This is a genomic window from Vibrio ishigakensis, assembly GCF_024347675.1.
GTDB lineage: Bacteria > Pseudomonadota > Gammaproteobacteria > Enterobacterales > Vibrionaceae > Vibrio > Vibrio ishigakensis.
In genome coordinates this window covers 814,547-841,349 of record NZ_AP024882.1, presented here as the reverse complement: position 1 = coordinate 841,349, position 26,803 = coordinate 814,547, and the positions used below count along the sequence as shown (strand labels likewise).

Annotated in this window: 25 protein-coding genes; 8 read left to right on the top strand and 17 right to left on the bottom strand. The window is 46.3% G+C overall.

What is annotated here, in order from left to right; genetic code table 11:
* Positions 1-27: 27 nt before the first annotated feature.
* The 5 genes from Pcarn_RS17635 to Pcarn_RS17615 form a co-directional block, all read right to left on the bottom strand.
* On the bottom strand, positions 28-2,244 hold the full coding sequence (locus Pcarn_RS17635) for an amidase family protein (RefSeq protein WP_261837235.1): 2,217 nt from the start codon (positions 2,242-2,244) through the stop codon (positions 28-30).
* Between the two features lie 106 nt (positions 2,245-2,350).
* Entirely contained in the window at positions 2,351-4,861 is a 2,511-nt protein-coding gene (locus tag Pcarn_RS17630) for a LuxQ periplasmic sensor domain-containing protein (RefSeq protein WP_261837234.1), read from the bottom strand.
* 3 nt (positions 4,862-4,864) lie between these two features.
* Complete coding sequence (locus Pcarn_RS17625) at positions 4,865-5,968, bottom strand: substrate-binding domain-containing protein (RefSeq protein WP_261837233.1); 1,104 nt, start codon at positions 5,966-5,968, stop codon at positions 4,865-4,867.
* Positions 5,965-6,240, bottom strand: a complete 276-nt coding sequence (locus tag Pcarn_RS17620; RefSeq protein ID WP_261837232.1) for a GIY-YIG nuclease family protein — start codon at positions 6,238-6,240, stop codon at positions 5,965-5,967. Before Pcarn_RS17620 ends, Pcarn_RS17625 begins: the two co-directional genes overlap by 4 nt.
* Positions 6,240-6,896: a YceH family protein gene (locus tag Pcarn_RS17615; RefSeq protein ID WP_261837231.1), complete on the bottom strand. Its 657-nt coding sequence runs from the start codon at positions 6,894-6,896 to the stop codon at positions 6,240-6,242. Before Pcarn_RS17615 ends, Pcarn_RS17620 begins: the two co-directional genes overlap by 1 nt.
* Positions 6,897-7,116: 220 nt before the next feature.
* Here Pcarn_RS17615 and Pcarn_RS17610 point away from each other — a divergent pair, with 220 nt between their 5' ends.
* Complete coding sequence (locus Pcarn_RS17610) at positions 7,117-7,431, top strand: DUF496 family protein (protein WP_261837230.1); 315 nt, start codon at positions 7,117-7,119, stop codon at positions 7,429-7,431.
* Between the two features lie 51 nt (positions 7,432-7,482).
* On the opposite strand, the gene Pcarn_RS17605 is transcribed toward Pcarn_RS17610, so the two are convergent.
* Complete coding sequence (locus tag Pcarn_RS17605; RefSeq protein ID WP_261837229.1) at positions 7,483-7,992, bottom strand: hypothetical protein; 510 nt, start codon at positions 7,990-7,992, stop codon at positions 7,483-7,485.
* 214 nt (positions 7,993-8,206) lie between these two features.
* Here Pcarn_RS17605 and Pcarn_RS17600 point away from each other — a divergent pair, with 214 nt between their 5' ends.
* The gene (locus Pcarn_RS17600) at positions 8,207-8,608 is read left to right on the top strand and encodes a hypothetical protein (RefSeq protein WP_261837228.1); all 402 of its coding nucleotides are present in this window, start codon (positions 8,207-8,209) and stop codon (positions 8,606-8,608) included.
* Positions 8,609-8,680: 72 nt separating this feature from the next.
* Entirely contained in the window at positions 8,681-9,280 is a 600-nt protein-coding gene (locus Pcarn_RS17595) for a pentapeptide repeat-containing protein (protein ID WP_261837227.1), read from the top strand.
* A 2-nt stretch (positions 9,281-9,282) separates the two neighbouring features.
* Here the strand turns inward: Pcarn_RS17595 and Pcarn_RS17590 are convergent, their stop codons facing one another.
* The 4 genes from Pcarn_RS17590 to Pcarn_RS17575 form a co-directional block, all read right to left on the bottom strand.
* Positions 9,283-9,597, bottom strand: a complete 315-nt coding sequence (locus tag Pcarn_RS17590; protein ID WP_261837226.1) for a DnaJ family domain-containing protein — start codon at positions 9,595-9,597, stop codon at positions 9,283-9,285.
* 17 nt (positions 9,598-9,614) lie between these two features.
* Complete coding sequence (locus Pcarn_RS17585) at positions 9,615-10,238, bottom strand: TetR/AcrR family transcriptional regulator (RefSeq protein ID WP_261837225.1); 624 nt, start codon at positions 10,236-10,238, stop codon at positions 9,615-9,617.
* 128 nt (positions 10,239-10,366) lie between these two features.
* On the bottom strand, positions 10,367-10,765 hold the full coding sequence (locus Pcarn_RS17580; RefSeq protein WP_261837224.1) for a GlcG/HbpS family heme-binding protein: 399 nt from the start codon (positions 10,763-10,765) through the stop codon (positions 10,367-10,369).
* Between the two features lies 1 nt (position 10,766).
* Positions 10,767-11,741: an aldo/keto reductase gene (locus Pcarn_RS17575; protein WP_261837223.1), complete on the bottom strand. Its 975-nt coding sequence runs from the start codon at positions 11,739-11,741 to the stop codon at positions 10,767-10,769.
* Positions 11,742-11,851: 110 nt separating this feature from the next.
* Between Pcarn_RS17575 and Pcarn_RS17570 the strand changes: the two genes are divergently transcribed.
* Positions 11,852-12,724 (top strand): LysR family transcriptional regulator, encoded by an 873-nt coding sequence (locus Pcarn_RS17570; RefSeq protein ID WP_261837222.1) that lies wholly within the window; start codon positions 11,852-11,854, stop codon positions 12,722-12,724.
* Positions 12,721-13,422 carry a class I SAM-dependent DNA methyltransferase gene (locus tag Pcarn_RS17565; protein WP_261837221.1) on the top strand — a complete coding sequence of 234 codons (702 nt, stop codon included), beginning with the start codon at positions 12,721-12,723 and terminating at the stop codon, positions 13,420-13,422. The genes Pcarn_RS17570 and Pcarn_RS17565 overlap by 4 nt, the downstream gene beginning before the upstream one ends.
* Here Pcarn_RS17565 and Pcarn_RS17560 read toward each other — a convergent pair.
* Positions 13,419-14,366, bottom strand: a complete 948-nt coding sequence (locus Pcarn_RS17560) for a LysR family transcriptional regulator (protein WP_261837220.1) — start codon at positions 14,364-14,366, stop codon at positions 13,419-13,421. The two genes, Pcarn_RS17565 and Pcarn_RS17560, sit on opposite strands and share 4 nt — an antisense overlap.
* A gap of 134 nt (positions 14,367-14,500) precedes the next feature.
* Here Pcarn_RS17560 and Pcarn_RS17555 point away from each other — a divergent pair, with 134 nt between their 5' ends.
* Positions 14,501-14,914 (top strand): GNAT family N-acetyltransferase, encoded by a 414-nt coding sequence (locus tag Pcarn_RS17555; RefSeq protein WP_261837219.1) that lies wholly within the window; start codon positions 14,501-14,503, stop codon positions 14,912-14,914.
* A 75-nt stretch (positions 14,915-14,989) separates the two neighbouring features.
* Positions 14,990-15,568 carry a hypothetical protein gene (locus tag Pcarn_RS17550; protein ID WP_261837218.1) on the top strand — a complete coding sequence of 193 codons (579 nt, stop codon included), beginning with the start codon at positions 14,990-14,992 and terminating at the stop codon, positions 15,566-15,568.
* Positions 15,569-15,608: 40 nt separating this feature from the next.
* Here the strand turns inward: Pcarn_RS17550 and Pcarn_RS17545 are convergent, their stop codons facing one another.
* On the bottom strand, positions 15,609-17,753 hold the full coding sequence (locus tag Pcarn_RS17545; protein WP_390904506.1) for a metallophosphoesterase family protein: 2,145 nt from the start codon (positions 17,751-17,753) through the stop codon (positions 15,609-15,611).
* Positions 17,754-18,208: 455 nt separating this feature from the next.
* Between Pcarn_RS17545 and Pcarn_RS17540 the strand changes: the two genes are divergently transcribed.
* Entirely contained in the window at positions 18,209-18,964 is a 756-nt protein-coding gene (locus Pcarn_RS17540) for a class I SAM-dependent methyltransferase (protein WP_261837217.1), read from the top strand.
* A 420-nt stretch (positions 18,965-19,384) separates the two neighbouring features.
* On the opposite strand, the gene Pcarn_RS17535 is transcribed toward Pcarn_RS17540, so the two are convergent.
* The 5 genes from Pcarn_RS17535 to Pcarn_RS17515 form a co-directional block, all read right to left on the bottom strand.
* On the bottom strand, positions 19,385-20,266 hold the full coding sequence (locus Pcarn_RS17535; protein WP_261837216.1) for an amidohydrolase family protein: 882 nt from the start codon (positions 20,264-20,266) through the stop codon (positions 19,385-19,387).
* Positions 20,267-20,538: 272 nt separating this feature from the next.
* Positions 20,539-20,781: a DUF1127 domain-containing protein gene (locus tag Pcarn_RS17530; RefSeq protein WP_261837215.1), complete on the bottom strand. Its 243-nt coding sequence runs from the start codon at positions 20,779-20,781 to the stop codon at positions 20,539-20,541.
* A gap of 582 nt (positions 20,782-21,363) precedes the next feature.
* Positions 21,364-24,516, bottom strand: coding sequence for an efflux RND transporter permease subunit (locus Pcarn_RS17525; protein ID WP_261837214.1), 3,153 nt, complete (start codon positions 24,514-24,516; stop codon positions 21,364-21,366).
* A gap of 4 nt (positions 24,517-24,520) precedes the next feature.
* On the bottom strand, positions 24,521-25,651 hold the full coding sequence (locus tag Pcarn_RS17520; RefSeq protein WP_261837213.1) for an efflux RND transporter periplasmic adaptor subunit: 1,131 nt from the start codon (positions 25,649-25,651) through the stop codon (positions 24,521-24,523).
* A gap of 275 nt (positions 25,652-25,926) precedes the next feature.
* A complete protein-coding gene (locus Pcarn_RS17515; RefSeq protein ID WP_261837212.1) occupies positions 25,927-26,769 on the bottom strand; it encodes a DUF6279 family lipoprotein in 843 nt (280 codons plus the stop codon).
* Between the last annotated feature and the right edge of the window lie 34 nt (positions 26,770-26,803).

The window sequence follows — 26,803 nt, the reverse complement described above, 5'->3', positions numbered from 1 at the left end:
TATTAAAACATCGTTTCAATTTTTAAATTAGAGCGCTGTTACCTGCTCTTTTTGGTGTCGGTGCACATCAAATGCTCCCGCTCTTCTGTTGTTCGCTATGGTGGTATCCAAGTCAGGTGACTTATGCGAACGACCAGTGACACTGTCTCGGCCGACTTCAATAGCCCTTGCTATAGCCAACACCTTCCCATCATCAAAAGTCTTACCCATCACATGCACCGAAATAGGTGTACCTTGTGGCGCGGGTAAACGAGCAGAGGTAATGTGTTTGCTCGAGTCTTGATAACCGAATGGAACCGAAGCCGATGGAGCCCCCGCTGGCGCATAGATATCAGATAGACTGCCCTTGCTAACCAAGGCATCGAAGCCTCTGCTGTCAAAGTAATGAGAAACCGCCTGCTTCCATGCATGGTATTTAGCCCTAGCGTTCTGCATACAGGTTTGCTTGCTCACTCGGCTATGAGCAGATGCAACCAACTCCTCTTGCCCCCACGCAGCGCGTCTTCGGGAAAAATCATTGTTGTATTGCACCAACTCATTGACTGAGTATTGCGGCATGTCCTGCATGATTGCCATATCAGCGAACTCGTACTTAAACTCACAATTCACATCCAATCGGGGTGCATTAGCATTAGGTGCGTTTTTTACAAATTCAAACTGTACCCCAGCGCTAGTTAGGGTTTGGGCAATATCCTTTTGCCATTGGCTATCCGAACTCTCTAGCACAGCTACTTTGAAAGATTGGTAGGCCTGCTGTGACAAAAACTGTGTGTAGTCTGGGATAGTCTGCGAGCTGATCTCTGCATATAGAGGATCACTACTGTCTAGGTCACTCAGTATATTGAGTAGACGTGCGACATCGCCAACGCTCTTGGCGATTGGGCCTGGACTATCTTGTGAACTGGCTAGCGGGATAACATTATCGCGGGATACTAGACCCATGCTTGGCTTGAAGCCTACAACAGAGCTCATCTCTGCTGGTGCATTGATGGAGCCTTGGGTTTCAGTACCTACTGTCACCGCAGCAAACTCTGCCGCTGTAGCTACTGCAGAACCCGAGCTAGATCCGCGAACGCTATAGAAACCATAAGGGTTTCGAGTTTGACCGCCGAGATTTGAAAAGCCGTTCGGATCTCGGCGAGTAAAGAAGTTGGCGTTTTCTGAAAGATTCGCCTTACCTAGAATCACCGCTCCTGCGTCGCGCAATCTTTTCACTAGATGGGCATCATGATCAGCATCCCAATCCAAAAGTGCCGCCATACCACCTGTGGTATGCATGCGATCATCGGTCGCTATGTTGTCTTTAATGAGCACAGGAATGCCCAACATATCCGAATGAGGATTCCCTTTAGCTCGCTCTTCATCTGCCGCTCTAGCAATGCTTAGCACATCGGGGTTGAGCTCAAAAACCGAGTTCAACTTATCTATGTCATATTTGCCGATTCGTGAAAGGTAAAACTTGGTCAGCTCTACTGAAGTTAAGCTGCCATTGTCCATATATGTCTGCAGTTCTATCAAAGATGCACCTAAGATCATCGATTCGTACTGGCTTCCATCGAATCCTTGTAGCGCATCATCAAACTGCTCAAAGTTGCGATAGAGCTTGCCGTAGTATGCAACCGGCTCTTTTACCGCTCGGCCAAATCCATCCCAACTTTGAGTGGGAGTGGTGACTTGCCAATCTAGGTCTGTCCAGCCCTCAACATCCGAGATAAAACGATACGGCTCAGGTGTATGAGGACCATTGTTGGCTTGCGCTGAATCGGTATTGGTCGGCAAATGCGGCTGACGTCGACCAGTTGCCTGTGATGTTTGCTCAGCAGCAATCGTATCGTGAGATTCCCTAACAATGGGTTCTCTTTGCTGGATAGGCGTGGGCTTTTGGACAATCCTCTGTGGTGGAACAATGATATTCAGAGTTGGAACGGCTTGGTTCGGCATAGGATGAGTTATTTCAACGGCTTTGGTTAAGGTTAGCGCTGGAACAACGGTGTGGCTTGGCTCTTCAACTAATGGTTGAGGAGTTACAAAAGTCTGAGTCTGAGTCTGAGTCTGAGTCTGAGTCTGAGTCTGAGTCTGAGTCTGAGTCTGAGTCTGAGTAGAGGTTAATAGAGGTTGCTCAGTTAAAGTAGGTTTCTGAATTTCTACTTGTGGTGGTTTAACTGCCGTTTTTACAGGTTCAGAGCCACCACCACTTTCTCCGCCACAACCCGATAACACCACCGCCATCGCTAAAGCTGTCATTTTCCAACTCATAATCACCCTACCTGTTCATATGCCACTGGGTAACTATAGAGGTGAAATTATGCTCAATAGGCTGCGCAACATAACATTGGAAAAATGGAACGAACTAAGCCTTCATCACTTGTGCGATAGCACCAAAAAGCTGTGCTTCAATAATAGGCTTCACAAGCACTTGGTTTGCTCCCGCATCGATAAATGCGGCTGCGGTAGAGTCATAGCCGTCGGCAGTGCAGGCAATAATGGGGAGTGTCTGTTTAAGCTCTTTTCGAATGGCTAGAGTTGCGTCTATGCCATCCATATTAGGCATCTGGTTATCCATCAGAACTAGGTCATAGCTTTGCTGGGCTACCCTATCTATACCCAGCAGGCCATCGGTTACCCAATCGACTTCTAACCCTTTCTTTAGGCACATAGACTGAATTACGAAAGCATTGGTTTTGTTGTCTTCCACCAGCAGAACCTTGAGTCCTGCCAATTCAGAGAAGTTGGTCGCATCCAAGTCAGAGTCGTTGCTATGCTCGGAAACCAACATCACGGGCAGACTAACCCTGAACTCACTGCCCTCGCCTAACTTACTCTTAAGATGAATGTGACCCGAGAACTGATCAACTAGGCTTTTGACTATGCTAAGCCCTAGACCGCTACCGCCAAATTCTCGACTGATGTGGCTCTCTGCTTGAGTGAAAGACGAGAAAATCGCTTTGTGTCTATCTTCAGCAATACCTATACCCGTATCCTTAACACTGACGTACAGTTCAGCTCGGTCGGCAAGTCGGTTTCTCAGACCAATCACTACCTTGATCTCTCCGTCCGAAGTGAACTTGATTGCGTTGGTAATAAGGTTTAGCAAGATCTGGGTTAGACGAAGCGGGTCACTTCTTAGCACCACCTCATCATCAAACTCTGTCTCTAGTGAGAACTTCAACCCCTTCTGGATGCAACTCGGCTCGGCAAACGAAGAAACATTCTCTGCTGTTTGCTTGAGGGCAAACTCTACCTGCTCCAGCACCACAGCGCCTTTATCGATACGTGAGAAATCTAGGATATCGTTGAGTAGCCCTAGCAAGTGTTTGCTGCTCTGGAACAGTACAGCGGTCTGTTCTTTTTGAGCCGGAGTGTTTGCTTCTTGCTTAAGCAGTTGCGCCATGCCCATGATGCCATTGAGGGGGGTACGTATCTCGTGACTGACCTTGGCAAGAAATTCTGCGCGAGCCAATGCATTTCGCTCTGCTTCTTCTCTAGCCCGCTCACTTTGAAGCTTTGCTTCGACATAGCGTGTGATATTTTGTCCTTGAACCACCAACAGCGGCTTGGTGTCTTCAACTAGGATAGGCGAAACTACCCAACGGAAAACAACATTGTTGATATTGGTATTGTTCTCCGCCTGTGCGCGGTTCTCGAATGCCTGCTCAAAAGACTCAACTAGAGTGAGTCTCAGCTCTTCAAGATCATTTTTAAATGCCTTTTTTGCCGCTGGATTGGTCGCGACTATCTGATTGCTTTCATCCACCAGCAAGGTCGGCAATAGAGAGTATTCGAACAGGTTTCTAAGAGAGTGGTCTTTCTCCTTTTCTCGGCGAATACTCGCTTCAAGAGTGCTACCTAGGCGATCAAACTCAATAAGCTTAGAGCCCTTAAAGCGGATGTTTTTCTTGGTGCTGTCGAAGCTATCTGCAAGGTGCAACACACCCATGATCTCTTTATCGATCTTCTTGTGAACAATACGAGTCAACCAGATAGCAATGATAGAAACGGTAATAAGCAAAAGGATTAGCGAGCTTGCCATGCGATACTCAAAACCATCGAGCTTGCTGGTATCTTGAATAAAGAGCGCGCTCACTGGGGTATCTACACCATCTACACGGAGCACAATTTCGCGTACTATATTGGCATTGGCAAGGTCACTATCGCTGGCCTCCAAGGTTTCACCGATCTTGATTCGGCTACTCTCCTGTGGCTCAGAAGAGGCGATAACAACACCGTCTTCCACTAGCATGATCTCTTTCAAGTTAGCGTCAGTACTGAGTTCGCGCAGGAAGGCAAAGTTATCATCCAATACTAGGCCTATAAAATAGTGACCCACAACCTCTCCGGTATAGGAGTCCACAACCGTTACTCGGCGGAACATTAGGTGCTTCAAGCCAAGCTTGGACTCGACATTCAAGAAGTACCATTTGTGGTTGAAATCGATTTGGTCGGCCAACTGTAAAAGCTGCTCGGTCGAAATACCGAAGAATTCATTGCGCCCATCTTCCCAGGCTATTTTTCCATACTGATACAGGAAGCGAATATCAGGGGTATTACTAGGATCAAACTCCTCGACCTCCTGCATAAAGCTCTCGATCCCCTGATAGTCCTCGTTTTGAAAACTCTCGATCAGGGTGCGAGATCTAGAGGTAATATCTTGACTCACCTGAACCGAGTTCAGGTAGTTCTCCATCAACTGTTTAACTATCTGAGAGGTTTGATCGAAATTACGTTCTTGCTCTGATTCAAATGTGGTGGAGTTGAGCTGATAGTTATAAACAAAGAACACACCAATAACCGCCGCCCAGATGATCCAGGCGACCCTTACTATTTGTGAAGTTAATGAGGTTTTCTTTGTTAAATGCGACATAACTTATCGATCTGAATAACGAAACGCTCTCTGTTGCAATTGATTAATTCGCTCTACTGAGTCTTGCTTAGTTAATAGCTTAAAATCACCGGAATAAACCCTAGGCACCTCACGATCTTCCATATCCAGTTTAATCGCCTCAGCCATGGCAATGCCGGTATCGTCGGCCATTCGCATCACAGTAAAATCCAGTTCGCCTGCTTTAAGAGCTTCAAGCTCTGAATCTCCGCCGCCCCAGCCATTGACTACTACTTGCTCCTTGCCCAATTCTTGCAACGCATCTACAACACCAAAGGCGATATCGGTAGAGCAAGCATAGATAAAGTCGAGCTCCTGCTCCCTCTCAAACATAGATAGGGTAGCCTTGTATGCCGATTCACGATTAGCATGGGTGAAATAGGCCCTTTTAAGCTCATATCCACCTTGGTGCTTCAGTTTTTTGACAAAGGTGTCACCCCTCACCTCACTGACATAGCCGGGAGAGTAATACATCAGCCCATAGTCAGCAGAATCTGGGTATTGGGTCTGGACGTGCGAAGCCAACATCTTAGTGCCTATCACATGATCAAATCCTACATACATCATTGGATGTTGCTTTTCCCAAGATTTGATTGGCGTGGTGATATTCAAAAGAATCAGCTTAGTTTTGCCTTCGTTAAGTACTCGATAAGCAAACTTGCGATGCTGACTGGTATCTAGCGTAAAGATGAGATAATCAGATTCGTTCTTTAGGACCTGCTGCAAGCTACGGCTCTCTTCGCGATGGTCAAGATTAGGTCTCATTGAAAATTGGTTTAGCTCATAATCGACCCCAAGCTCCTGTAAACGAAGCTCTAGTGCCTTAAGGTTGCGCCACCAATAGTCCGATAACTGAGCACCGGGATACACCACATCTATTTGAATGGGCTTATCTTGCTCAGCACTGATAGGTTTGGGCTCAGCATAGACTCGAGTCGCCATCTCAGCAGTGAGCTTAGCTTGCTCAGGATAAAAGTTGAGGTAGTCTTGGTAATCCCAATAATCCCTGAGCTGAAGACTAGACTCTGCCACCACCCCAAAAGGAAGCAGACAGGCAAACCCCACAGTTAGGCGATTGAGCCACTTCATGCCATCTCCTCAGGCAGACTTGCAGAGCCTTTGATTAGGCGCTCTTTAAACGCCTTGGTCTGTTGCTTGATAAAATACTCAAGCTTCATTGCATTGGATTTATTGAAGCCAGAAATAGACCACTCAAGTTTAAGTGGTCCCTTTCCTTTTAACGCCTTCGCGCCCTTACCCTCACTGTGTTGTTGAAAGCGACGCTCTAAGTCGTTAGTACAACCGCAATAGAGAGTGTTGAGTTTAGTGCGAATAAGATAGACGCTCCAATCGGACTCCATTACTGCAATAGAGCCTTAATTTCTGCTAACTCTTCTTTTAGCGCTGCAACTTCAGCTTCCAAGGCTTCAATACGTTCAGTGGTTGCTGTTTTCACTCCAGCAACAGGCGCACTTGCAACAGGGTTGCCTGCCACCGCTAGAGACTCAACATCCACCTCACCAGAGAACAGATGCTGATAACGAGATTCACGCTTACCAGGCTCACGAGGCAGTTTTACTACCAAGCCATCTTCAGCCATCTTCTCAAGGGTAGCCTCTACCTCTTTAACATCGCTAAAGCTGGCTAGACGATTGGTACGAGTGCGCAGTTCACCCGGAGTTTGAGCGCCACGAAGAAGCATGGCACAGGCGATAGCTCGCTCTTGAGCGGTGAATTGAAGATCACCAAATTCAGTATTACAGAATCTGTGCTGATATTTAGAAGTGCGGCTATTGAACCCACTCTCGTCGCTTACCAAACGACGTTCAATCAGACCATTGATGCCATCTAAAACCTCAGCATCGCTCAGCTCCATCACAGGGTCACGATTACTCTTCTGGTTACACGCAGTAGTGAGGGCATTTAGGCTCAAAGGGTAGTAATCCGGAGTGGTTACTTCTTTCTCGATAAGACAACCTATGATGCGCGCCTCAAGAGCAGACAATTCAACTGACATATTTTCTGACTTCCGTATTCATATAAGTTTCAAAATTGTATGCAAGTATCAGCAAGGTTGCGATACCGAGGCTCACGAAAAACGCCTGATCGGCGGGCTTTTGTCCAATCCTAGGTGGAAAAGGTGCGCTAGGTAGGCAATGCTTGGTTTTTACCCTGTTCGTTTATGCGAGCTTGTGGTTTAATTTATGCAGTTAAATTAAGTTGTTGAAGGAATAAAAATGAACAACGTATATGAAATCGTGAACCTAGCCCGTCGTAAAAACAAGCTGAAGCGCGAAATCCTAGATAACGAGAAGAAAATCCGTGACAACCGTAAGCGTGCTGACCTTCTTGATAACCTGATGGATTACATCAAGCCAGACATGACTCACGATGAAATCATCATGATCATCAAAAACATGAAGGCTGACTACGAAGATCGCGTTGATGATCACATCATCACAAGCGCAGAGATCTCAAAAACTCGTCGCGACATCAGCCGTAAAATCCGCGAGCTAACCGAAGTAGACAAGCAAGTTCACGGTAAAAAATAATCTGCCTTCGATGCAGTAGAAAGATAAGCGGAGCCATAGGCTCCGTTTTTGTTAGAAGCGAAAAATAACGCCTGAATTAACGTTGATAAAGGTCGAACTGGTTTGGTAAGTCTTGTCTTTATCCAACACATTCACATCAAGGCCAAACCTGACACCAAGGCTTGGGGTGAAGTTAAACACCACTGCGCCTGCAGATGAGAAACCCACACCCTCTCGCGTCTCTTTACGAGTGAAGAAGCGTCTCTCACCTTCGTAATCAATCACACCCAGTTCAAACTGAAAAGAGATCACCTCTTCTTTCACCAGTCTATGCTCTACACCCAATCGGTAAAACTTCCACTTGTCGGTATCAGTCAGGAACTCGTACTTAACTTGACCGCCATTGAAATACAAAGAATTGGTTTGATAAACATCTGCTAATCCCAACTGCATTCCCCAACCAGTAATACCGGTGCCGTATTGAGGTCCTGCTTTTATTTCAGGAGAAAGATGCAAAAACTTGGAGTCTTGGTTGGCAAAACAGCTCAAAGAGACAAAACAAAGAAGTAATAGCGCTCGCATATCCACATCCGAATTGAAAATTCGGCTCATGCTAAAGAACACTACCGCTCTGGTCTAAATAGCTATGCTAATAACGCTGATAAGGAAACGTAATCAAGGAACATAAAGTGCAATTATTGATTACAACCTGTTACATGAGTGGTGTAAATTTCCTTTATTCCCAAAGGTATAAATAGATGTATTAGAGTTTTGCTATGACTTAACGGAGAGCAACATGGCAGATTTGACCACATACGTCTTAGCTACCCTGGCATTGATTGCCATTGGGGGCTTTGTTGTAGGCGGAATTAAGGGTTCACGCGCCGGCACCAAGCTGGGTGTATTCACCACCGCTGGTCTAGCTGTTCTGCTTGCAGGTGTCTTTACCTCAGATGGAAACGCCGCCAAGCCTGAATCTGGCACCAACTATAAGGCGACTTATCAACATTTCTGGCTAATGAGTTGCGCCTACTACTTCAATGGCAAAGATCGTCGCACTATTATCGAAGCGGTCGCCAGCCAAAAAGAGAACGCGCCTTTAGATGACCACAAAGCGATCAAGGCTGCCAAGGCGGATGCCAATGCTGATACCTGTGAAAACGCCGTAGAAAAAGCGAGCTCGATCTTAGAGGGGTAAACAGGCGCTTTTTTGTAACAAGGAATCAGAGTAATCTTGGACTTGCTTTGCATTAACATCCAAGGAACTGGAATGAACTCTCTCTCCAGCAATCAAGAATATTTCGAGAAAACCTTCAAAAACCTTGAACTCACCGAAGAAATAATCGAACACAGTGAATTTGAAGAATGCCAATTCATCGGCTGCGACCTCTCATCCAGTCAATTCAAACACTGCCGCTTCATCAACTGCGACTTTATAGAATCCAACCTCAGCCTTTTGAACCTTTCCTACAGTCGCCTTTCTGGGGTAGGCTTTCGAGAATGTAAGATGGTGGGTATCGATTGGACTTCAATCAATTGGCCAAGCTACCACGCGGATTTCGAGCTCAGCTTCAAGCACTGCGTACTCAATGACAACTCCTTCTTCGGACTCACCCTAAACAACCTTCATCTAGAAGAGTGCAAAATGCATGACGTTGACTTCAGAGAGGGCGACTTTACCGAGTCGAACATTACCTACTGTGACCTAACTGGAGCACAGTTTATGAAGAGCAACCTACAAGGGTGTGATTTCACTGAATCTAGCAACTACGCCATCAATCCATTTGAGAACAACATCAAAGAGGCGAAGTTCTCTCGCTGGGAGGCCTTTAGTCTGCTCGAATGTATGGGTATAGAGTTGGTGGATTAACCCTATTTATGCTCCAGCAATAGAGCCTTCTTAAGTTCAAGAGAACGAATATCACTTTGCAGAACTCGCTGTTGCTCAGGATCTTCCGTTGATTTCAAGATGTCTTTTTTCTGTTCTATTTGCTTCATGATCTCAACGGCTGGTGGCAAACAGTTAGCATCTTTGAGTATTTTCATACCCATACGCTGCTCAGCTGGGGTTCGAAAATACTCGTCCAGATCGATAGTTTTCCCTTTATATGGATTGCTATCAAGCTCTCCATTTTTCTCTGCATTGCGAATCCATCCAGCTATAGCGTTATCAATAAATAATGACATAGAAACCTCTCAACAAATCATTTGCAGTAAACTGCCTTCAAACCTTCAATTGTTACTTTTACTCCTTCTTCAAAGTAAGCCTCGTAATCTACAGGTTTTACTTCTTTCAGCAGTAGAGCCAAATTTTTATACTGATTATCATCAGCTAAAGCACTACCCTTCGGGGACGGGCTCACTCGCTGAGATTGTTCTTGATGCTGAACAATATCCGTCACTCTGGTGAATACGCAGGAAAATGCCATAAACCCTTGTTGCACTTCAAAACCTGCACTTAAAAGTACTCCAAGAGAATGATCCGTCAACTTCTGACTACTTGGAGTGAAGTGATGGTTATAGCGGACATACTCCACTGAACCGGGAATAGCCAATAGTGACTTCCTGAAGCTCCTAGCAAACTCATATAGGAAAGACGTCCACTCAGTTTGCTCCGGAATTACCACACTTTTTACGATGTGATCGCTACATTCGAGAATAAGTTCATCTTTGGACTTCACATGGCGATAAAGAGCTGTCGCACTGACACCCAACGCTTTACCTACCGCATGCATACTGGCTTTGGACAACCCTAAGTCTAAAGCACATTCAATAATATCCTGTTTAGATACTTGAGCCGGTCGCCCTTTTGAATTTGGATTTATCATTGTTCACCCATTAAGTTAACGATATTAAGTTAATAGTATTAAGTTAATAGATCAATCATTTTTGATCAAAAAAAGGAGCCTTTATGGCTCCTTAGTTTTGTTACGATGAACATTGTCTAGGTCTTGGGTTATCCGAGCTTATTCGTCTCTAATACCACTGTCGCCAAAGCTTCATCATCTTCTTCCGACATGCCACTGATGCCGATAGCACCAATCACAACACCGTCTTGCTCGATAGGCATACCGCCCATAAAGCCAGTGATCTTAGGGTCGGTCCAATAGCTCAGTTGTTTGCCCGTCTCGCGGGCCCATTTGCCAAGATTGCCACTAGGCTGGCGATCACGGGCTGAGGTATAGGCCTTGTTCTGAGCCAGAAGTCCAGCTTGAACGCTGACACCATCCATACGCACAAAGCCAAGTAGCTCACCATGAGTATCCGTCACCGCCACTGCGATAGCAGCTTTCTTGCTTTCAGCCAGTTCAAGCGCGGTTGAGATAAGGCCCTGTGTTAGTTTTAGATCAAGCATCTTAAGGCACCTCATTGCCAAGGGTTTTCTCAAGCAAGGTGAACCACTCACCATGGCTCAGCTGTACCTTGTTCACCTGTGCACAAGCGCGGATACGCTCAAGGTTTGTGGTACCGATAACTGGTTGGATCTTCGCTGGGTGACGAGTAAGGAAAGCCAATACGATTGCCTCAGAGCTCACACCATATTGAGCTGCTAGCTTAGCTACGTACTCAGATGTATCACGAATATGCTTCTCATCAGACGCTAGGCCGCGCTCAGAGAATTTGCCTTGAGCTAGCGAACCCCAAGATTGGATCTGCACGCCATTCTTCTGGCAATACTCGATAGTGCCGTTATCAAAGTCCGCCTTGTTACCGTGAGCGTTGCTTGCCAGGATGCCACCTTGCACAAAATCAATCTTAGCTAGGCTCAGCTCAAGTTGATTTACTACGATTGGAGAGCCGATGTTCGCCTGCAGATAATCCATCTGGTGCAGGTTCATGTTAGACACACCAAAGTGATTTACCTTGCCAGACTCCTTAAGACGAGCAAAAGCTTCAGCAACTTCATCGGTATCCATCAGAGGATCTGGGCGGTGCAGCAGCAGTACATCTAGGTATTCGGTCTTAAGGCGACGCAAAATGTTCTCTACCGACTCAGTGATCCACTGATAAGAGAAGTCATAGCGCTTTGCATGCTCATCTTCAAAGCGGATACCGCATTTAGACTGCAGGTAGATTTGCTCACGCAGGGTGCTGTCTTGAGCCATTGCTTGACCAAACGCCTCTTCCGCCTTGCCAAAGGTGTAGATGTCGGCATGGTCAAAGAAGTTGATACCACTGCCGATAGCAGTCTCAATAACCTCACGAGTTTGGGTAACGTCAGCCGCGGTTACTGGATTATTGTTCCAGCCACCGCCAAGGCCCATACAGCCATAGGCTAGTTGGCTTACGTTTGGCAGATGTGCCGCAAGAGGTAGGTTCTTCTCTTTCATCGTTTCAATTCCTTTAATATTTGTGATTCTGCGGACTATTCTATTGTTCTCTTTAAGCTAGATTAAGCCTAAAATTACGAATTCATTATTCGTCATAGTGAACAATAGGAATGCTTGAGCACAAACGAATCGAACGGTTAATGCTGTTTGTAGAGCTGGCTAAACAGCTCAACTTCTCTAGGGCAGCCGAAAAGCTTGGGATCTCCAAGAGCTACCTATCAGAACAGATAAAAAAGCTAGAGCAGGATCTGCAAACCCCACTGGTCATCCGCACGACCAGAAGCGTACGCCTAACCCCAGAGGGAGAGCGTGCCTACCATCAAGGGCTTGGTATCAAGGGGGCTGTGCTGGATCTGGAGCGAAACCTTTTCCAGCAGCACAATCAGGTCAGTGGCTTGATCAAGATAACCGCACCCAAGATGTTTGCCGAAACCAAGCTTCTAGCGCTGTGTGAAGAATTTAAAATGCTGCATCCAGAGATTGAGTTTGAGATTAATTCTAGCTATCAGGCGTTCGATTTGTCGCAAATGGATATCGACTTAGCGTTTCGAGCAACTAAAGAGCCGCCACAGAACATGGTCGCCCATGAGCTGTTTGAGTATTACCACTGGTTGGTGGCTTCTCCCGAGTACTTAGAACACCGTGGAGAGCCTAAAACACCTGAAGCTCTCGAGCAGCATGACTGCCTCTCTACCTTGCATCAAAAGAGTTGGCCTTTAGGAGATACCGAGATTAACGTCTCAGGCTGGCTTGGAAGCAATGAAAATCGGCTTCTTAAACTGGCTGCCCTGAATGGACATGGTATAGTGCGCATCGCCAGCTATTTTGTGGCAGACGAGGTGGAACAAGGGCTACTAAAAAGGGTCTTAACCTCGGAAACGGATAAGATGACTAACTCTCTTTACCTAGTCTACCCGCAACTTATCTATCCTCCAGCCAAGCTCAAAACCTTTATCGACTTTATAAAAAGGCACGTGAAATGAAATCAGATATGTACTCTAAGTTCGCTCGTGAATACGACGAAGCCGTCACCGACAACCTATATAACGCACATTTTGAGCGCCCTATAACCCTGTCTCTGCTTGATGATGTATCTGGTCTAAAGCTACTCGACCTCGGTTGTGGTCCAGGTGCTCACACCAAGGCTATCCTTGAGTCAGGCGCACAAGGAGCCACCTGCATCGATTTCTCTCATGAGATGGTTGAGCTAGTAAAAGAAAAGTTTGGCAACAAGGTAGAGGCGTATCAACAAGACCTCTCTATCGGCCTGCCAAAAGAATCAGATGAAAGCTACGATCTAGCAATCTGTCCTCTGGTTATCCATTACATTCAAGACCTAAAGCCACTGTTTAAAGACATTGCACGCGTGTTGAAGCCGGGTGGCAAGTTCATCTTTTCGACTCATCACCCATTTGCCGATTTTGAGTTTAGCCAAAGCAAAAACTACTTCGATACCGAGCTGGTAATCGATGAGTGGAACACCGTTGGTCGTCCAGTTGAGGTGCGCTTTTATCGCCGCCCACTGCAAGAGATCATGGACGCATTGACCGCCAGCGGCCTGGCGGTAATGCAAATGTCTGAAGGTCAAATCCAAGAAGAACAGAAAGAACTGTTTGGCGATCGCTACGACTACCTATCTAAGAACACCAACTTCATCTTCATGAAGTGTGTGAAGCTCTAACGATAAAGCTGATGATAATCTGGGATATGATTCTCCCAGAATGCAGGAGTACCGATGTGCTCCTGCACAAATCGAATAAACTCACTCACTAAAAGCGTCTGTTTTCGGTGTGGGTAAATAGCGTAAATGCCAGTGTCCATAGTCGACAGCTTGTGGTCGGTGAGAAGCGGCATCAGACCGGATTCACTGATTGGGCGGTCCAGATTAAACAGATCAATAAGTGCATAGCCTAACCCATCTTGCACGGCCCCCATCATGGTGCGCACATCGCTCACCTTATAGTTTCCACGCATCTTAAAGGTCTTCATTACTTCACTGTGCGGAGTCTCACTGGTGCGAATCTGATCCAGCGTCACATCACCATTGCTATACACCACAGCCGGCATCTCAATTAGCGCCTCAATGCTCTTTGGATGGCCATGATTCATCACAAATTGCTTACTCGCCACCACAGCAAAGTTGGTATTCGCAATCTTTCTAGCAATCAGGTTCGATTCACTCAGCTTACCCACACGAAAGGCTAAATCAAAATGGTCTGCGATAATGTCCGCTCGCTTATCATCCAGTGACATAGTCACCTGCACATTCGGATACGCCTTCATGAACTGCGCCACCACTGGTCGCAGATACTCTTGTCCAAAGAAGATGGGGGCCGTGATACGCAACAACCCCTTCGGCTCCGACTGATAGGAGTCGGCAATGCTATGGATCTGATTTAGGGTATCCACCAGCACATGGGTCTGATTGAGTATCTCCTCACCCGCAGAGGTCAAAGAAAAAGAGCGAGTGGAGCGGTTGAGCAGTTGCACACCCAGAGTCGCTTCCAGCTTCTTTATCTGTTTCGAAAGAGAAGAGTTATCCATATCATGTAAAGCAGCCGCCTTACTAAAAGAACCCTGTTGCACAACATCTTTGAATAACAATAGTTGGTTGGTGATTGACATACTTATCTGGAAAATTGAAAACCCACTTAAACTTCAATCTAAGTGCTTAAAAAGTCAAGAGTTTGAGATTTTCAGTGTTGATAATTTACCCTAGTGGTATGGTAAACAAACACTAGTTTCAAGGATGACTCGCTATGCCTATTCAATACTTCACCGACCGCACTATCTCAGCTAAACAGTTCATCCAGTTGCTATCTGAAACTTCTCTTGGAGCAAGACGACCTATCGATAAGCCAGAGACCATTCAAGGCATGCTAGATAATGCGAATCTAACCGTCACCGCATGGGATGGAGAACATTTGGTGGGAGTCGCACGTTCGGTGACCGACTTTCATTTCTGCTGTTATGTCTCTGATCTTGCCGTCTCTGAGCATATTCAATCCAAAGGAGTTGGTCGAGAGCTCATTAGGCAAACCCTAAATGCGCTCAAGCCTGGGTGTAAGCTAAACCTGTTAGCGGCTCCACAAGCCGTCGATTACTACCCAAAGATTGGCTTTACCAAGCATGATAGTGCTTGGATTATCGAGGATGCTTCCCAGCTGATCTGATCTTTTTTATTCATGCGCACTAGCAAGCCATAAATATTATAGGTATTATGTACGCATATATTTAAAGGGGTGCTCATGCAAAGAATCCAAGACCTAATCAATGACGAAACCTTCAACGGCTCGATTGAACTCAATTACGCTCAGTATCGCCGCAGTGAGAAGCGACACTATCAAGATCTAGATACCATCAAGCTCGACGGTGACAGCCGAGAGGTGCGCATCATGGGTAATTGGATCAGCAAGCACTTTCCAGAGATTACCCTAGCCTCTCCAATTGACGATGAAGAAGGGTTTAACCGAGCGGCTATCGAAGTCCTTGGTGAAGAGTGTCTTAACGACTATGACAAGTTTCGTTATGGGGAGTTTTGGCGTATCGCCAGTGCCCTTTCTGAGGTTGCAGACTTCAACAACCTATTCGATGTAGACCATGCAAAATCTATTCGTGAGCATGGCGTAGATGCTATCAAGCCTGACAACCTGAACATCATGATGTTTAGAGCGAATCGCAAGAAGAGTTGGAAGTCAGAAGCGAGATACACATGGGAAAGACAGGTAGAGGTGATATGGTCTTCTATTGCCGCGGTGACGGTTTTAAATGAAGACAAGAAACGTGTAGTACTGGCTTTGATTAGTCAGTTAAAAGCTCTCTACTAAAGAAAAAGCCGACACACTGTCGGCTTTTATCCATTTTGGCTTACTGATACTGCTCTCGGGTCGCTTCAACACCATCGCTACTTAGGTCGTACAACTCTTGAGCTTCCAAATCAATCAAGAAACGGTCACTTGGCTCACCAGTGCTGAACTTCTGCATGATGTTGAATAAGGCACTGAAACGTTCTTTGAATAGCTCAGAGACTCTGATGTCATGTGGCCCTTTAGCACTACCTGTTACCTCCACCTCAATGTTAGATAACTGCTCTGTCAGCACAACATAAGAGTCTAGGCGAACCTCATCGATATCCATCAAAGCCAGACCATCAGCATTACGCAGGCGGAAGAAGTCTACCGCTAGCTCTTCAGCTGTCCAACTCTCAAAGTCTTCCAGAGTCATGCCTGCTTCAGAGGCAACCATCTGAGCTTTCTTAGTTGCTAGAGCCCAGTCATCTTCAAATGTAGAACGTGCTTTCGCGTGACATCCCGCGACTACATAGTCGAGATACTCGGCTAATTCACAAAGGGTAGTATCAGTTTCTAGCTGCGACATAATCAGCATGTCATCACCCTTCATCGCCTTAACCATCAACTGCATATCCAGTGGCCATTCACCCGGCACAAAGTTTAGACGGGTTAATTCTCTCAAATGCCAGTCTGTAAACTCGTGATAGTTCTTGGACGTCAGTACCTCATAATTCCAAATCGCATCTTCCTCCTCCGGAGTTGTTGCACTCTCGGTTAGATAAGCGTGCTCTTCTTCATAGTGCTCAAACAGCTCATCAAAGCGTGGCACTTCATCGATGATTACTGTCTCCACCTCAATAGTGCGATCAGGTGCGATATCTAGGATCTTGTAAGCAGGAATATATGCACCAAGTGAAGGAGCTTGGATATTGAAAAGCGTATGTTGAACACCATCGATCTCATACGACTTCATACCTGTGTCGTTAAAGTGCATGTGTCCACCAACGTGCACCGCAACACCTGTACCTGCCAGGGTTTTACTGGTCTCATCTTCTGGCAAGCGAGCCAGTTGGTTTGAACCTTCACCAAATAGGTCTTCTAACTCCTCTGATGCGCCTTCATAGAAGTCTGTCATTGGGAAGTGACTGAAAGAGATAAGCACCTTATTGTTCTCTTCCGCTCGCTTAGCAACATCACTCATCCATTCGATGATCTTTTTCTTATGAGTCACCATCTTGTTGTAGCCATTGCTACTCGCTGAGCCGAAGGTCATCTCACCCTTATCATTTGGCCCTTCTGGGATATAGACGTTTGCATCAATCGCCAAAACCCAGATACCTTGGATTGGCTCAACCACATAAGAGGTGTCAGCAATCTCAGTACAGTTAGTAAAGGAGTCTTCTTTGTATTCGCCACCACTACCTTCACTGCAGATCTCTATTTGGCGATTAGAAAAGCGCGATTCTGCTACTGCAAGTTCGTAGTCATAGTTGGTTCTGGATTCATCAGATGAAAACGGTGTCTCATAGTAGATATAGTCTTTGCTTGGATAAAAACCCTCGCCAGACATCATCTGCATGATGCCTTGATAACCAAGACCTTGAATATCGTCAGTACAAACGATTGGGTTTTGCGCTTCACCTACTTCAACATAACGTGGCTGGCCCTTATCGCCATTTTCTAGAGCACACTCATCTTTGCCCAAGCTTTTAATTTGTTGCTCTTGCCCGCCTTGTCCTAGATAAGTATCGCCAGCGGGCTCATCTACAGGGTTAATCGGGTCATGATTACCCGGTGCGGCGTAGAATTTAAGCCCATGGGTTTCTTTATAATGATTAATGATCTCTATAAAACCACGAACGTGCACCGGCTGACCGTCATCGCTGAAGTCACCAGGAAGCGCAACATGCTTGATACCTCGCTCTACGACATCATCCAGCGCAGCTATCATCGCAAAGTAGTTTTCGTTGAATAGACGGGTCGAATTTAACTGCTCTCGCATCGAACGGATGTAAGCTGGACGAGTGGTGTTACCCTCTAGTCCCTCATGCTCAGGAAAGTCTTCAAAATCACCATACACATCATGAAAATGAATGTCCGGCATGAAGGCGATTTTAACATTTTGCTCTGGACCGAGGTTATTGGTTTGATTACTGCTTTCATCGTCTCCACAACCAACTAGAGCGATACTCAAGCTCGCTGCGAGTAGTAGTTTCTTCACTGTATTAGTCTCTTCAACAGGATTAAATTGCGGAGGGATTAAATACACCTTTTGTTACAGTTCGAGTTAATTTTGATTTCAAAAAGAAAAATTATGAAATAAAAAATCTATAACCATCAGTAAGTTAAATAACTCATCTTGTTGCATAGATATGGATTATGAAAATCGCTCATCAAACGCCCATAAGCAATAAAAGTGAAACATAAGCCACAATAGCCAACGACTAAGTTGACCATGTTGATTTAGCTGATTACTATCCCCGCCGCAACAAGATGAACACAACTATGGAGGATAAGATGATTGTATTGAAAAGCACTTGGATGACAGGGCTTAAAGCGAACTAATTTCCAGGCTTACTGGCCTTTGATCCTAAGTGCTGAACTCTGATCTTTATTTACTAACACATCAAGATTTCAATTTTCCACGACAGAACGTGGGCACTAGGATAATTAATAATGAACGATTTAGATTTACTGATTCAACTTCACATCACTCAAGACCGCCAAGGCCCAGGTAGTGAGCAAGACACTATGCTGGCAGCAAAGCTAGCGGGTCTTGATAGCGAACAGGCGCTAAAAATTGCTGACATCGGTTGTGGTACAGGTACCGCAAGCTTAGATCTAGCCAAGAACCTGAACTGCGAAGTAACTTCAGTAGACTTTTTGCCTGAGTTTATCGAGAAGCTAAAATCTCGCGCAACTGAGGCTAACCTGAGCGACAAGATCAACCCTGTTGTGGGCGACATGGGCGACCTTCCATTTGAGGAAGATAGCTTTGACGTACTTTGGTCTGAGGGCGCGGTTTATAATATCGGCTTTGAAACCGGTATTCGTGACTGGCGTAAATATCTTAAGTCGGGAGGTACGCTAGTAGTATCTGAACTGACTTGGCTAACTGAAGAGCGCCCAACTGAAATCACCGAACACTGGAACCGAGAGTATCCAGAGGTGGCGACAGCAGGTGAGAAGATCAGACAACTTGAACAGCATGGCTATAAGCTATTGGGTTATTTCCCATTGAGCGAAGTAAGCTGGAATGAGGAATACTACAAGCCTCTTCAAGCACGCTACGAGTCCCTAAAGGCTGAATATCCTGACCGCTTAGAGGCAGTTCAAGGCTTTATCGACGAGAATGAGCGCGAAATCGAGCTATACAACAAGTACAAAGACTTCGTTAGCTACGGCGTTTATATCGCGAAGAAAGTAGATTAGTAAAACGACAAACGAGACCCCAGCCAACGCTGGGGTCTTTTTTTAGGTTCTTCGCGGATTAGAAGAGAGCGTACAAATTCCTTCTGATCCAGTCACTCCCTCCAAGCGATTGATTCACAAGGCCGCGGTGAACCCATCCGTGGGCGCTTGGCGCTCGCCTCCTTGCGAGCGACACCTTGCTCCATCAATCACTCTCCAGCTTCAGCATTAGTGTAAACTCCAGCTTAGCAAGGCTCTAAGTCATAGCTGATATCCGGGAGTTGTGAGCGGCAGGCTGTGGTGCAGGGCAAGTGTTTGAGGCAAGGATGCCGAAACCAAGCCTACAGGGAAGTATTTACGGCGCCTTGCCATGCATCACTGGCAGAGTAAGTACACGAACCCAAGTAGTTGTTATTCCGGTTAATCTGCGATGAGCCTTTTTTATTCAAACCCATACAGCTTAGCGGGATTGAGCACCAACACCTGCTTTACCAACTCTGGTGAGGTCGCTTGCTCGGCAAGTAAATCAAGCACGGCTATGTCATTGGGCATCTCGCGCTTATTGATGTATTCACTCGGGTGAGGCCAATCACTACCCCACAAGACCTTTTCTGGACACGCTTCCACGAAGGCTTTGCCAATCGCGATGTTGTCGCTATAACTTGGTGCGCCAACTTTGGAGTCTTGATAAGCAGACGATATCTTCACCCAAGCCCTGCCCTCTTGCATCAACTTACTCATGACCTCAAACGCTGGATGCTCGATGCCTTGGTCTGCAGGTAGACATCCTCTGTGGTCAAATACCACCTGACACTGCAACTCTTCAAATACCTCTCGAAACTCAACGATGAGCTCCGGCTTTATCCAAAAGCAGATATGCCAACCTAGGCTAGCAATATCACGAGCACAACAGCGGATAAAGGCTTCATGAAAATCTGACGCCTTGGTAATGGCAAAGCGAAGTCCCCTTACACCCAGTCGATGCATCCCCAAAAGCTCTTCGCGAGCAGGAATACGGTCAATGGAAATCACTGCACGTGTGTTTTGCCCCATATGAGCGAGAGCATCTAGAGTACAGCGATTATCCGAACCATAGGCAGATGGGGTGACAATGACATTTCGGTCAAAGCCCATGCGTCTTTTCAGCATCTTGTAGGCAGAAACTGTGGCTGGAGGAATGTTGGTTGTGTCGCGCTTGCGATACTCGAAGTTCACAGGATCAAAGATGTGATGATGGCTATCGCACGCCCCCTCTGGCACTTCTAATTTAGGAAAACTACGTCCCGTAGAGTACGGGATTTGAGCAGGGATAGTGTGTGTCATGAATAATCTGTACTCCGTTACAAGGTCGTGTGATTACGCTACGCATCTAAACATTATATGCAAGAATCTGACATCTATCTTTCTGATAAATCTAACTTTTATCCTAGATGCATACTGACTCCTATCGAGCCAACAATTGTTACGCTTAAAACAAAGAAAAAGGGCTAGATACGCTAGCCCTTGGTTCGTATGAGTCTCAATATCTAAAAATCATACTATGGTGATATATCTACTCTCCCGCATAGCGTCACCTTCGGCTATGCGGGCATCGATTACGTTGTCGTTCGCCAACGTAATGCACGATAAAGAAGCTTAACCTTATGTTCAGCGCTCATTACTTTGCCATGAGTTACTCGACCTTCGCTGTCTAAACCAATGTCACGTAGCAGGTGTGCGTTGTTCCAATGGCTGATATAGCTGTGACGTCGACGAGCCGCTTTCCACTGATGCTCTTGATGTTTAATGTCAAGATAGATAAGGCCTGTAGCTAGTTTAATTAATACAGATTCGCGCATGATTGTTTCTCCATTTATATATGGAAAACCGACAGCGAAAAATAGACGGGTACTGAATTTATATTTTATTCGCTGCAGGTTTCCGCAGCCGAATAATTAAGGTGCGGATAATTTAATTTGATGACATATCGGGCGTAGAAACGGTATCTAGCGCCTGAGAAACACAAATAGATGCAATATGATTGATACGTTTCATCTGTGCCTCCCTAGTACAAAAAATCAAATAATCCGTAATTAAATGAGCCAGTTAGCGACTGACTTAGGGATATTATTGACGGCTATTGATTATTAATCAAACATAAATTCAACAAATAACCAAATTACATATATTATTCTTGATATAACTAAGCATGCTGGAAATATCACCAACATTAGCCAATCAATAATCTGATATAGAGAATAAAAAACTAAAAAGGCCACGCTTTATACCCTTCTTACTTGAAGATGCTGGGGTGTTGGCTGGCACTCGCCAACGCCATCACATAGTTTACCTATGCTCAGGCGCTTGGCTCGTTGGCCGCCTACCAGCATCTCCAATTACTTTGGGTATTTACATGGCCTTGTATTTCGACTCAGTGAATATTACTCATCTTCAAGTGGTTTTAGCTTAGTGCTACCACCATGAGCTTTCTCACGTAGCTTCTGGATAATTGAGTAGAAGCCTGGGATCAATAGGGTACCCGCTAGAAGTACGCACAATAGACCACCGATTAGTGAGATACCCAGTGAGTTCTGGCTGATATGGCCAGCACCACTTGCGAATACCAGTGGGAAGATACCCAAGATAAACGACCAAGAGGTCATGTTTACCGCACGGAAACGTAGCTTACCACCCTTAACTGATGCCTCATCGATAGGAAGTTCACGCTCTTCACGCTCGTTCTTAGCAAACTCCACAATAAGGATTGCGTTCTTCGCGGCGAGGGCTATCAAGAGCACCAGACCTATCTGAGCATACAGGTTCAATGGAATACCCATAATATTCAGCGCTAGGAATGAGCCCAAGGTTGCCACAGGTACCACTAGGATAATCGCAATCGGAATTGTCCAACTCTCGTACTGAGCCACCATGAATAGGTAGATAAAGATCAGAGCAAGAGCAAACGCATAGATGGCCTGGTTACCCGCTAGGATTTCCTGATACGCCATACCTGTCCATTCGTACTGGTAGCCTTGTGGAAGCATCTCAGCGGCCACTCGCTCCATCGCTTCGATAGCATCACCACTCGAGTAGCCCGGTGCTGGCTGACCCTGAATGATAGCCGCGCGGTACATGTTGTAACGCCACGCTACATCTGGCTCAAACACCTGCTCATGGCTCACTAAGGTACTTAGAGGCACCATGTTGCCATCTTGACTGCGCACGAAGAAGCGAGACAGGTCATCCATAGATGAACGGTATTCACCATCCGCCTGCATGGTTACGCGGAAGTTCTTACCTAGCATAGTGAAGTCATTCACGTAGATAGAACCTAGGTTACCCTGCAAGGTAGTGAAGATCTCAGTTAGAGAAATACCTAACTGCTTCGCCTTCTCACGGTCAATGTCCACATAGTAGTGTGGCACGTTTGCACGGAAGGTACTGAAGGTGTGTGAGATCTCCGGCTGCTTGTTCGCTTCTTGAATGAAGTCATTCATCAGCTGAGCAAGATCAGTTCGGCTTCGGCCTAGGGTATCTTCAAGTACAAACTCAAAGCCCGATGCTGCACCCATACCAGGGACTGCCGGTGGACCAAGAGCAAATACGATAGCATCAGGCAATTGCATCGCCGCTAGGCCATTGATGCGGTTTGAGATAGCAAAGGATGAGTGGTCACCCTCAAACTCAGCACGCTCGTCCCAAGATTTAAGCTTGATGAACAAAGATGCACCGTTCGATGCCGCTGCACCCGTCATAAACGAGTAACCGTTCGCTAGGGTAACACCATCAACACCCGGTTCTTGTTCAACAATACCTACTAGACGCTCTGTTACCTCTTCGGTGCGCTGTAGCGACGCCGAGTCAGGAAGCTGAACGTTAACCAGCAAGATACCTTTATCTTCTTGAGGTACAAATGCGGTTGAAGTTGTCTTACCAAAGTAACCTACCGCTGCTACCGCCACGATAAAGAAACCGATCAGCAGGATAGCCTTCTTCACTAGGAAGCTAGCAACCTTGCCATAGCCCGCAGTTACACGGTCAAGACCACGGTTGAATGCCTTGAACCAGCTCGCGGTGTTACCACCACCTTGCTTCAGTACTAGAGAACATAGCGCTGGAGATAGAGTCAGAGCGTTGATCGAAGAGATCACTACCGAGATACAGATAGTCAGTGCGAACTGACGGTACATGATGCCGGTAATACCCGGAAGCATGGCTACTGGGATGAATACCGCTAGCAGTACCAATGTCGAGGTGATGATTGGGCCGGTAACCTCTTTCATCGCCTGAAGAGTTGCCTGACGCGGGCTCATCTCTGGGTTCTTGCGCATTATGGTATCGACGTTCTCGATAACCAGAATCGCATCATCCACCACGATACCGATGGCCAATATCAGACCGAACAGGGTTACCGTATTAATGGTAAAGCCCGTCGCCTGCATAATGGCGAACGTACCGATCAGAGATACCGGGATCGCAACAACAGGGATCAGGGTTGCACGGGTACTACCTAGGAACAGATAGGTTACCGCGATTACCAGAAGGATTGCTTCGATCAGCGTCTTAACTACGCCCTTAATCGACTCTTCAACGAAGATAGTGGTGTCGTAACTGGTCTCATACTCCATGCCTTCTGGGAAGTTCACGCTTAGGCGCTCAAGCATGTCCATCACCGCTTTACCACTCTCCAGTGCGTTCGCATCCGATTGCAGAGACAGGGTTACGATAGATGCATCTTGACCGCGGAACTTACCGGTACCGTCATAGAATTTTTTACCTAGTTCAACGCGAGCAACATCGCGCAGATATACCGCTGAACCGTCAGTGTTAGCTCGAAGCATTACGCTCTCAAACTCTTCAACACTCGACAAACGACCTTTAGTTACTAGGTTAAAGGTTACGTCTGTAGCTTCGTCATACGGAGGCGCACCTACCTTACCTGCAGCTACCTGAATGTTCTGCTCAGCTAGGGCTGCGTATACGTCAGATGTCGTCAGGCCAAGGCTTGCTAGCTTCTCTGGATCAAGCCAGACACGCATCGCAAACTCGCCACCACCGATTACGTTAACCTCACTGATGCCTTGGGCACGAGCTAGCTGGTCTTTAACGTTCAGGTTGATGTAGTTGATCAGGAACTGGTCATCATAGCGACCATCCGGTGAATAGAAGTTCAGTACCATCAAGAGGTCAGGAGAACGTTTCTTAACCGTTACACCCACAGAGCGCACTTCCGGCGGAAGTTTAGACTCTATCTGGGTTACACGGTTTTGCACGTTAACCTGTGCCATATCTGGGTCAGTACCTACCTCAAAGGTTACGTTGAGGTTGTACGAACCGTCGTTAGCACTCTTAGACGACATGTAGATCATGCCTTCAACACCGTTCACCGAGGTTTCTATCGGGTCGGCAATGGCCTGCTCTACGGTTTCAGCGCTCGCACCTGTATAGAAAGCGGTAACGCTTACCGACGGTGGACTGATACGCGGATACTCTGAAACAGGAAGAACCATCAGAGCGATAGCACCTGCCAGAGATAAGATTATGGAGATAACCAGCGCGAACTTAGGGCGCTGGATAAAAAAGCGACTCAACATAGAATTACTCCGCCTGCTCTGCCGGAGCTTCTTCTGGCTGTACAGTCACGCCGTTACGCACGCGCTGTAGGCCACTTACGATTACGTTATCGTTCTCACCAAGGCCAGTGCTCACGATGATGCCTTGAGAGGTTTGTACGCCAAGCTCTACGTTGCGACGCTCAGCCACATTGCCCTCGGTTACTATCATCACGAAATCACCTGCGATATCCGTTTGAACCGCACGGCGAGGGATCACGATAGCTGGCTGGGTTGCAACAGAAGCGATCTCAACCTTGATATGCTGGCCAGGGAGCAGTGTTTGCTCTGGGTTAGGAACAGAGGCACGCACTGGGATAGTACCCGTGTTTAGGTCGATTCGGTTACCCACGAAATCAAGCTCACCCTTGTGTGGGTGCTCGGTGTTGTTTTCTAGGATAAGGCTAACCTCAACCGCAGCACGATCAGACTTACCATCACCTTGGAAATTTTCTGCACCCATAGCCAGACGCTCACGCTCACTTAATTGGAAGGTAGCGTGGATCGGGTCAAGGCTTACTAGCGTGGTTAGAGTACCGGAAGATGGAGACAAAAGGTCACCGATACTTACGTTGCTATCTGAAATACGGCCTGAGAAAGGTGCCTCAATCTTGGTATGAGACAGGTTAACCTCAGCCAGTTGAAGCTGAGCTTTTGCCGCTTCTAGCTGAGCAATTGCACCTAGCTTTTCAGCTTCGCGGTTATCGTATTCAGACTTTGAGATGCTGCCTTTTGGCAAAAGATTCTTAGCACGGGCGAACTCGCTATCAGCGCGCTTTAATGTCGCTTCAGCCTGAGCAACAGACGCCTTAGCGCTTGCTACTTGTGCTTCAAAAGAAGATGGCTCAATAGTGTAAAGAAGTTGGCCCTTTTCTACCATTTGTCCTTCACGGAAGTGACGCTCTTTAAGATAGCCTGATACCTGTGCGGTAATGTCTGCATCTTCAAGCGCAGAGACTCGCCCAACATATGCCTTACTTGGCTGATGGTCGATAACTGTAACTTGTTCCAAAACAACCTTTGGAACCATGCCGCCGCCAGCTTTCTGTTGCGGTTCACTACATCCGACCAAGAACAGACTGCTAGCCAAGCTAACCGCTAATAACGTTTTTTTCATTGCACTACCCGTGATAAAGACTAATTTCTACCCCATGCAACAGTAAGGTATGCATAGAGTATCAGCCAAGATAAGACAGGCAGTTTATGTGGGTTGTTCAGTCGGGATAACTGGCTTTATGTAACCGAATGTAACAACCAATAAGATATCTGTATGAAAAGTGGCTAAAAAAACAAAAATTAACCTAAAGCCTTGTCACAGTTGCACTGGCAGTGCGATTCGCATTTGGGAGTTGAATTGATCTAACTGCGTGGGATTTGGGTGATTAGCCGAGTTTACTCCTGTAGATCTTTTACTAACTCTAGCCAGTCTTGTATCTCGCTCTTGAAGTGCATCTTTTGCCTATCCGATACAGTTGAAAGTATAGCAAGGATACTCTGGTTGGCTGTGGCGCGGTTTCGCTCTAATTTCCCTAGAAGCTCGTCAGAGTAGTCACGCTCTGGCTGATTCATTAGCTCGGTAAACTCACTCTGGTAGAAAAATGGATCGTCCTTGCGTGCGAACAGGGTTTTAATTCGGTCTCGGGTATTGAGTCGATACATACCCCAATCTTGATAGGTTATTTCTATATTTTGCGCCCATTCACGGGCAATTTGTCTCTGCTCTGATGAAATATCCCCTAGCCAGCGACGCAAATTTTTATCAATGCGCTCCAGATATCTCTCACGAATATCCGACTCACTCATTTCCGAATACTCTTCCATATACTCCTTCTGTTGCTCGTCCAAATTTTTTATAAATTCGGCTCTTTGTTCATCAGAAAGAGAGCGAGACAAGAGATAAAGATCGGGGGTAATACGTGCTGCAAGGCTTTTGATATGCGAGCGAAACTCTTGTTGTTGTCCAACAAGAAAATCATTGTCGACGGTAGAGAGGTCTTTGTTGTAGAGAGACTGCAGTTGCTGCTGGTATTTAGGGAGTTCGGTGCGTTTATGCCATGAGGCGAAGTCCTCCAACTGCATCTCAAGCAGTTCTTCTTGGTCGCCATTAAGGCTGACATAGCTCTCAACAAACTCAAGCACCACCCAGTCTAGGTTTCGATAGACCAATTTGGCAGTACAGGCGCTTAGTGTAATACAGGCCAACAAGATGACCAGAATGCGAGATAGCTTTGTCATACCCACTCCTTGGAAAGACTCTTTGAAGTATACG

Bases quoted from the DNA above. Each gene is read 5' to 3' on its own strand.
- Pcarn_RS17570 (WP_261837222.1), top strand. From the start codon at position 11,852: ATGCTTGAGCACAAACGAATCGAACGGTTAATGCTGTTTGTAGAGCTG.
- Pcarn_RS17620 (WP_261837232.1), bottom strand. From the start codon at position 6,240: ATGGAGTCCGATTGGAGCGTCTATCTTATTCGCACTAAACTCAACACT.
- Pcarn_RS17520 (WP_261837213.1), bottom strand. From the start codon at position 25,651: ATGAAAAAAACGTTATTAGCGGTTAGCTTGGCTAGCAGTCTGTTCTTG.
- Pcarn_RS17600 (WP_261837228.1), top strand. From the start codon at position 8,207: ATGGCAGATTTGACCACATACGTCTTAGCTACCCTGGCATTGATTGCC.
- Pcarn_RS17635 (WP_261837235.1), bottom strand. From the start codon at position 2,244: ATGACAGCTTTAGCGATGGCGGTGGTGTTATCGGGTTGTGGCGGAGAA.
- Pcarn_RS17525 (WP_261837214.1), bottom strand. From the start codon at position 24,516: ATGTTGAGTCGCTTTTTTATCCAGCGCCCTAAGTTCGCGCTGGTTATC.
- Pcarn_RS17595 (WP_261837227.1), top strand. From the start codon at position 8,681: ATGAACTCTCTCTCCAGCAATCAAGAATATTTCGAGAAAACCTTCAAA.
- Pcarn_RS17565 (WP_261837221.1), top strand. From the start codon at position 12,721: ATGAAATCAGATATGTACTCTAAGTTCGCTCGTGAATACGACGAAGCC.
- Pcarn_RS17575 (WP_261837223.1), bottom strand. From the start codon at position 11,741: ATGAAAGAGAAGAACCTACCTCTTGCGGCACATCTGCCAAACGTAAGC.
- Pcarn_RS17615 (WP_261837231.1), bottom strand. From the start codon at position 6,896: ATGTCAGTTGAATTGTCTGCTCTTGAGGCGCGCATCATAGGTTGTCTT.
- Pcarn_RS17630 (WP_261837234.1), bottom strand. From the start codon at position 4,861: ATGTCGCATTTAACAAAGAAAACCTCATTAACTTCACAAATAGTAAGG.
- Pcarn_RS17585 (WP_261837225.1), bottom strand. From the start codon at position 10,238: ATGATAAATCCAAATTCAAAAGGGCGACCGGCTCAAGTATCTAAACAG.
- Pcarn_RS17580 (WP_261837224.1), bottom strand. From the start codon at position 10,765: ATGCTTGATCTAAAACTAACACAGGGCCTTATCTCAACCGCGCTTGAA.
- Pcarn_RS17560 (WP_261837220.1), bottom strand. From the start codon at position 14,366: ATGTCAATCACCAACCAACTATTGTTATTCAAAGATGTTGTGCAACAG.
- Pcarn_RS17540 (WP_261837217.1), top strand. From the start codon at position 18,209: ATGAACGATTTAGATTTACTGATTCAACTTCACATCACTCAAGACCGC.
- Pcarn_RS17625 (WP_261837233.1), bottom strand. From the start codon at position 5,968: ATGAAGTGGCTCAATCGCCTAACTGTGGGGTTTGCCTGTCTGCTTCCT.
- Pcarn_RS17590 (WP_261837226.1), bottom strand. From the start codon at position 9,597: ATGTCATTATTTATTGATAACGCTATAGCTGGATGGATTCGCAATGCA.
- Pcarn_RS17610 (WP_261837230.1), top strand. From the start codon at position 7,117: ATGAACAACGTATATGAAATCGTGAACCTAGCCCGTCGTAAAAACAAG.
- Pcarn_RS17605 (WP_261837229.1), bottom strand. From the start codon at position 7,992: ATGCGAGCGCTATTACTTCTTTGTTTTGTCTCTTTGAGCTGTTTTGCC.
- Pcarn_RS17530 (WP_261837215.1), bottom strand. From the start codon at position 20,781: ATGCGCGAATCTGTATTAATTAAACTAGCTACAGGCCTTATCTATCTT.
- Pcarn_RS17550 (WP_261837218.1), top strand. From the start codon at position 14,990: ATGCAAAGAATCCAAGACCTAATCAATGACGAAACCTTCAACGGCTCG.
- Pcarn_RS17555 (WP_261837219.1), top strand. From the start codon at position 14,501: ATGCCTATTCAATACTTCACCGACCGCACTATCTCAGCTAAACAGTTC.
- Pcarn_RS17515 (WP_261837212.1), bottom strand. From the start codon at position 26,769: ATGACAAAGCTATCTCGCATTCTGGTCATCTTGTTGGCCTGTATTACA.
- Pcarn_RS17535 (WP_261837216.1), bottom strand. From the start codon at position 20,266: ATGACACACACTATCCCTGCTCAAATCCCGTACTCTACGGGACGTAGT.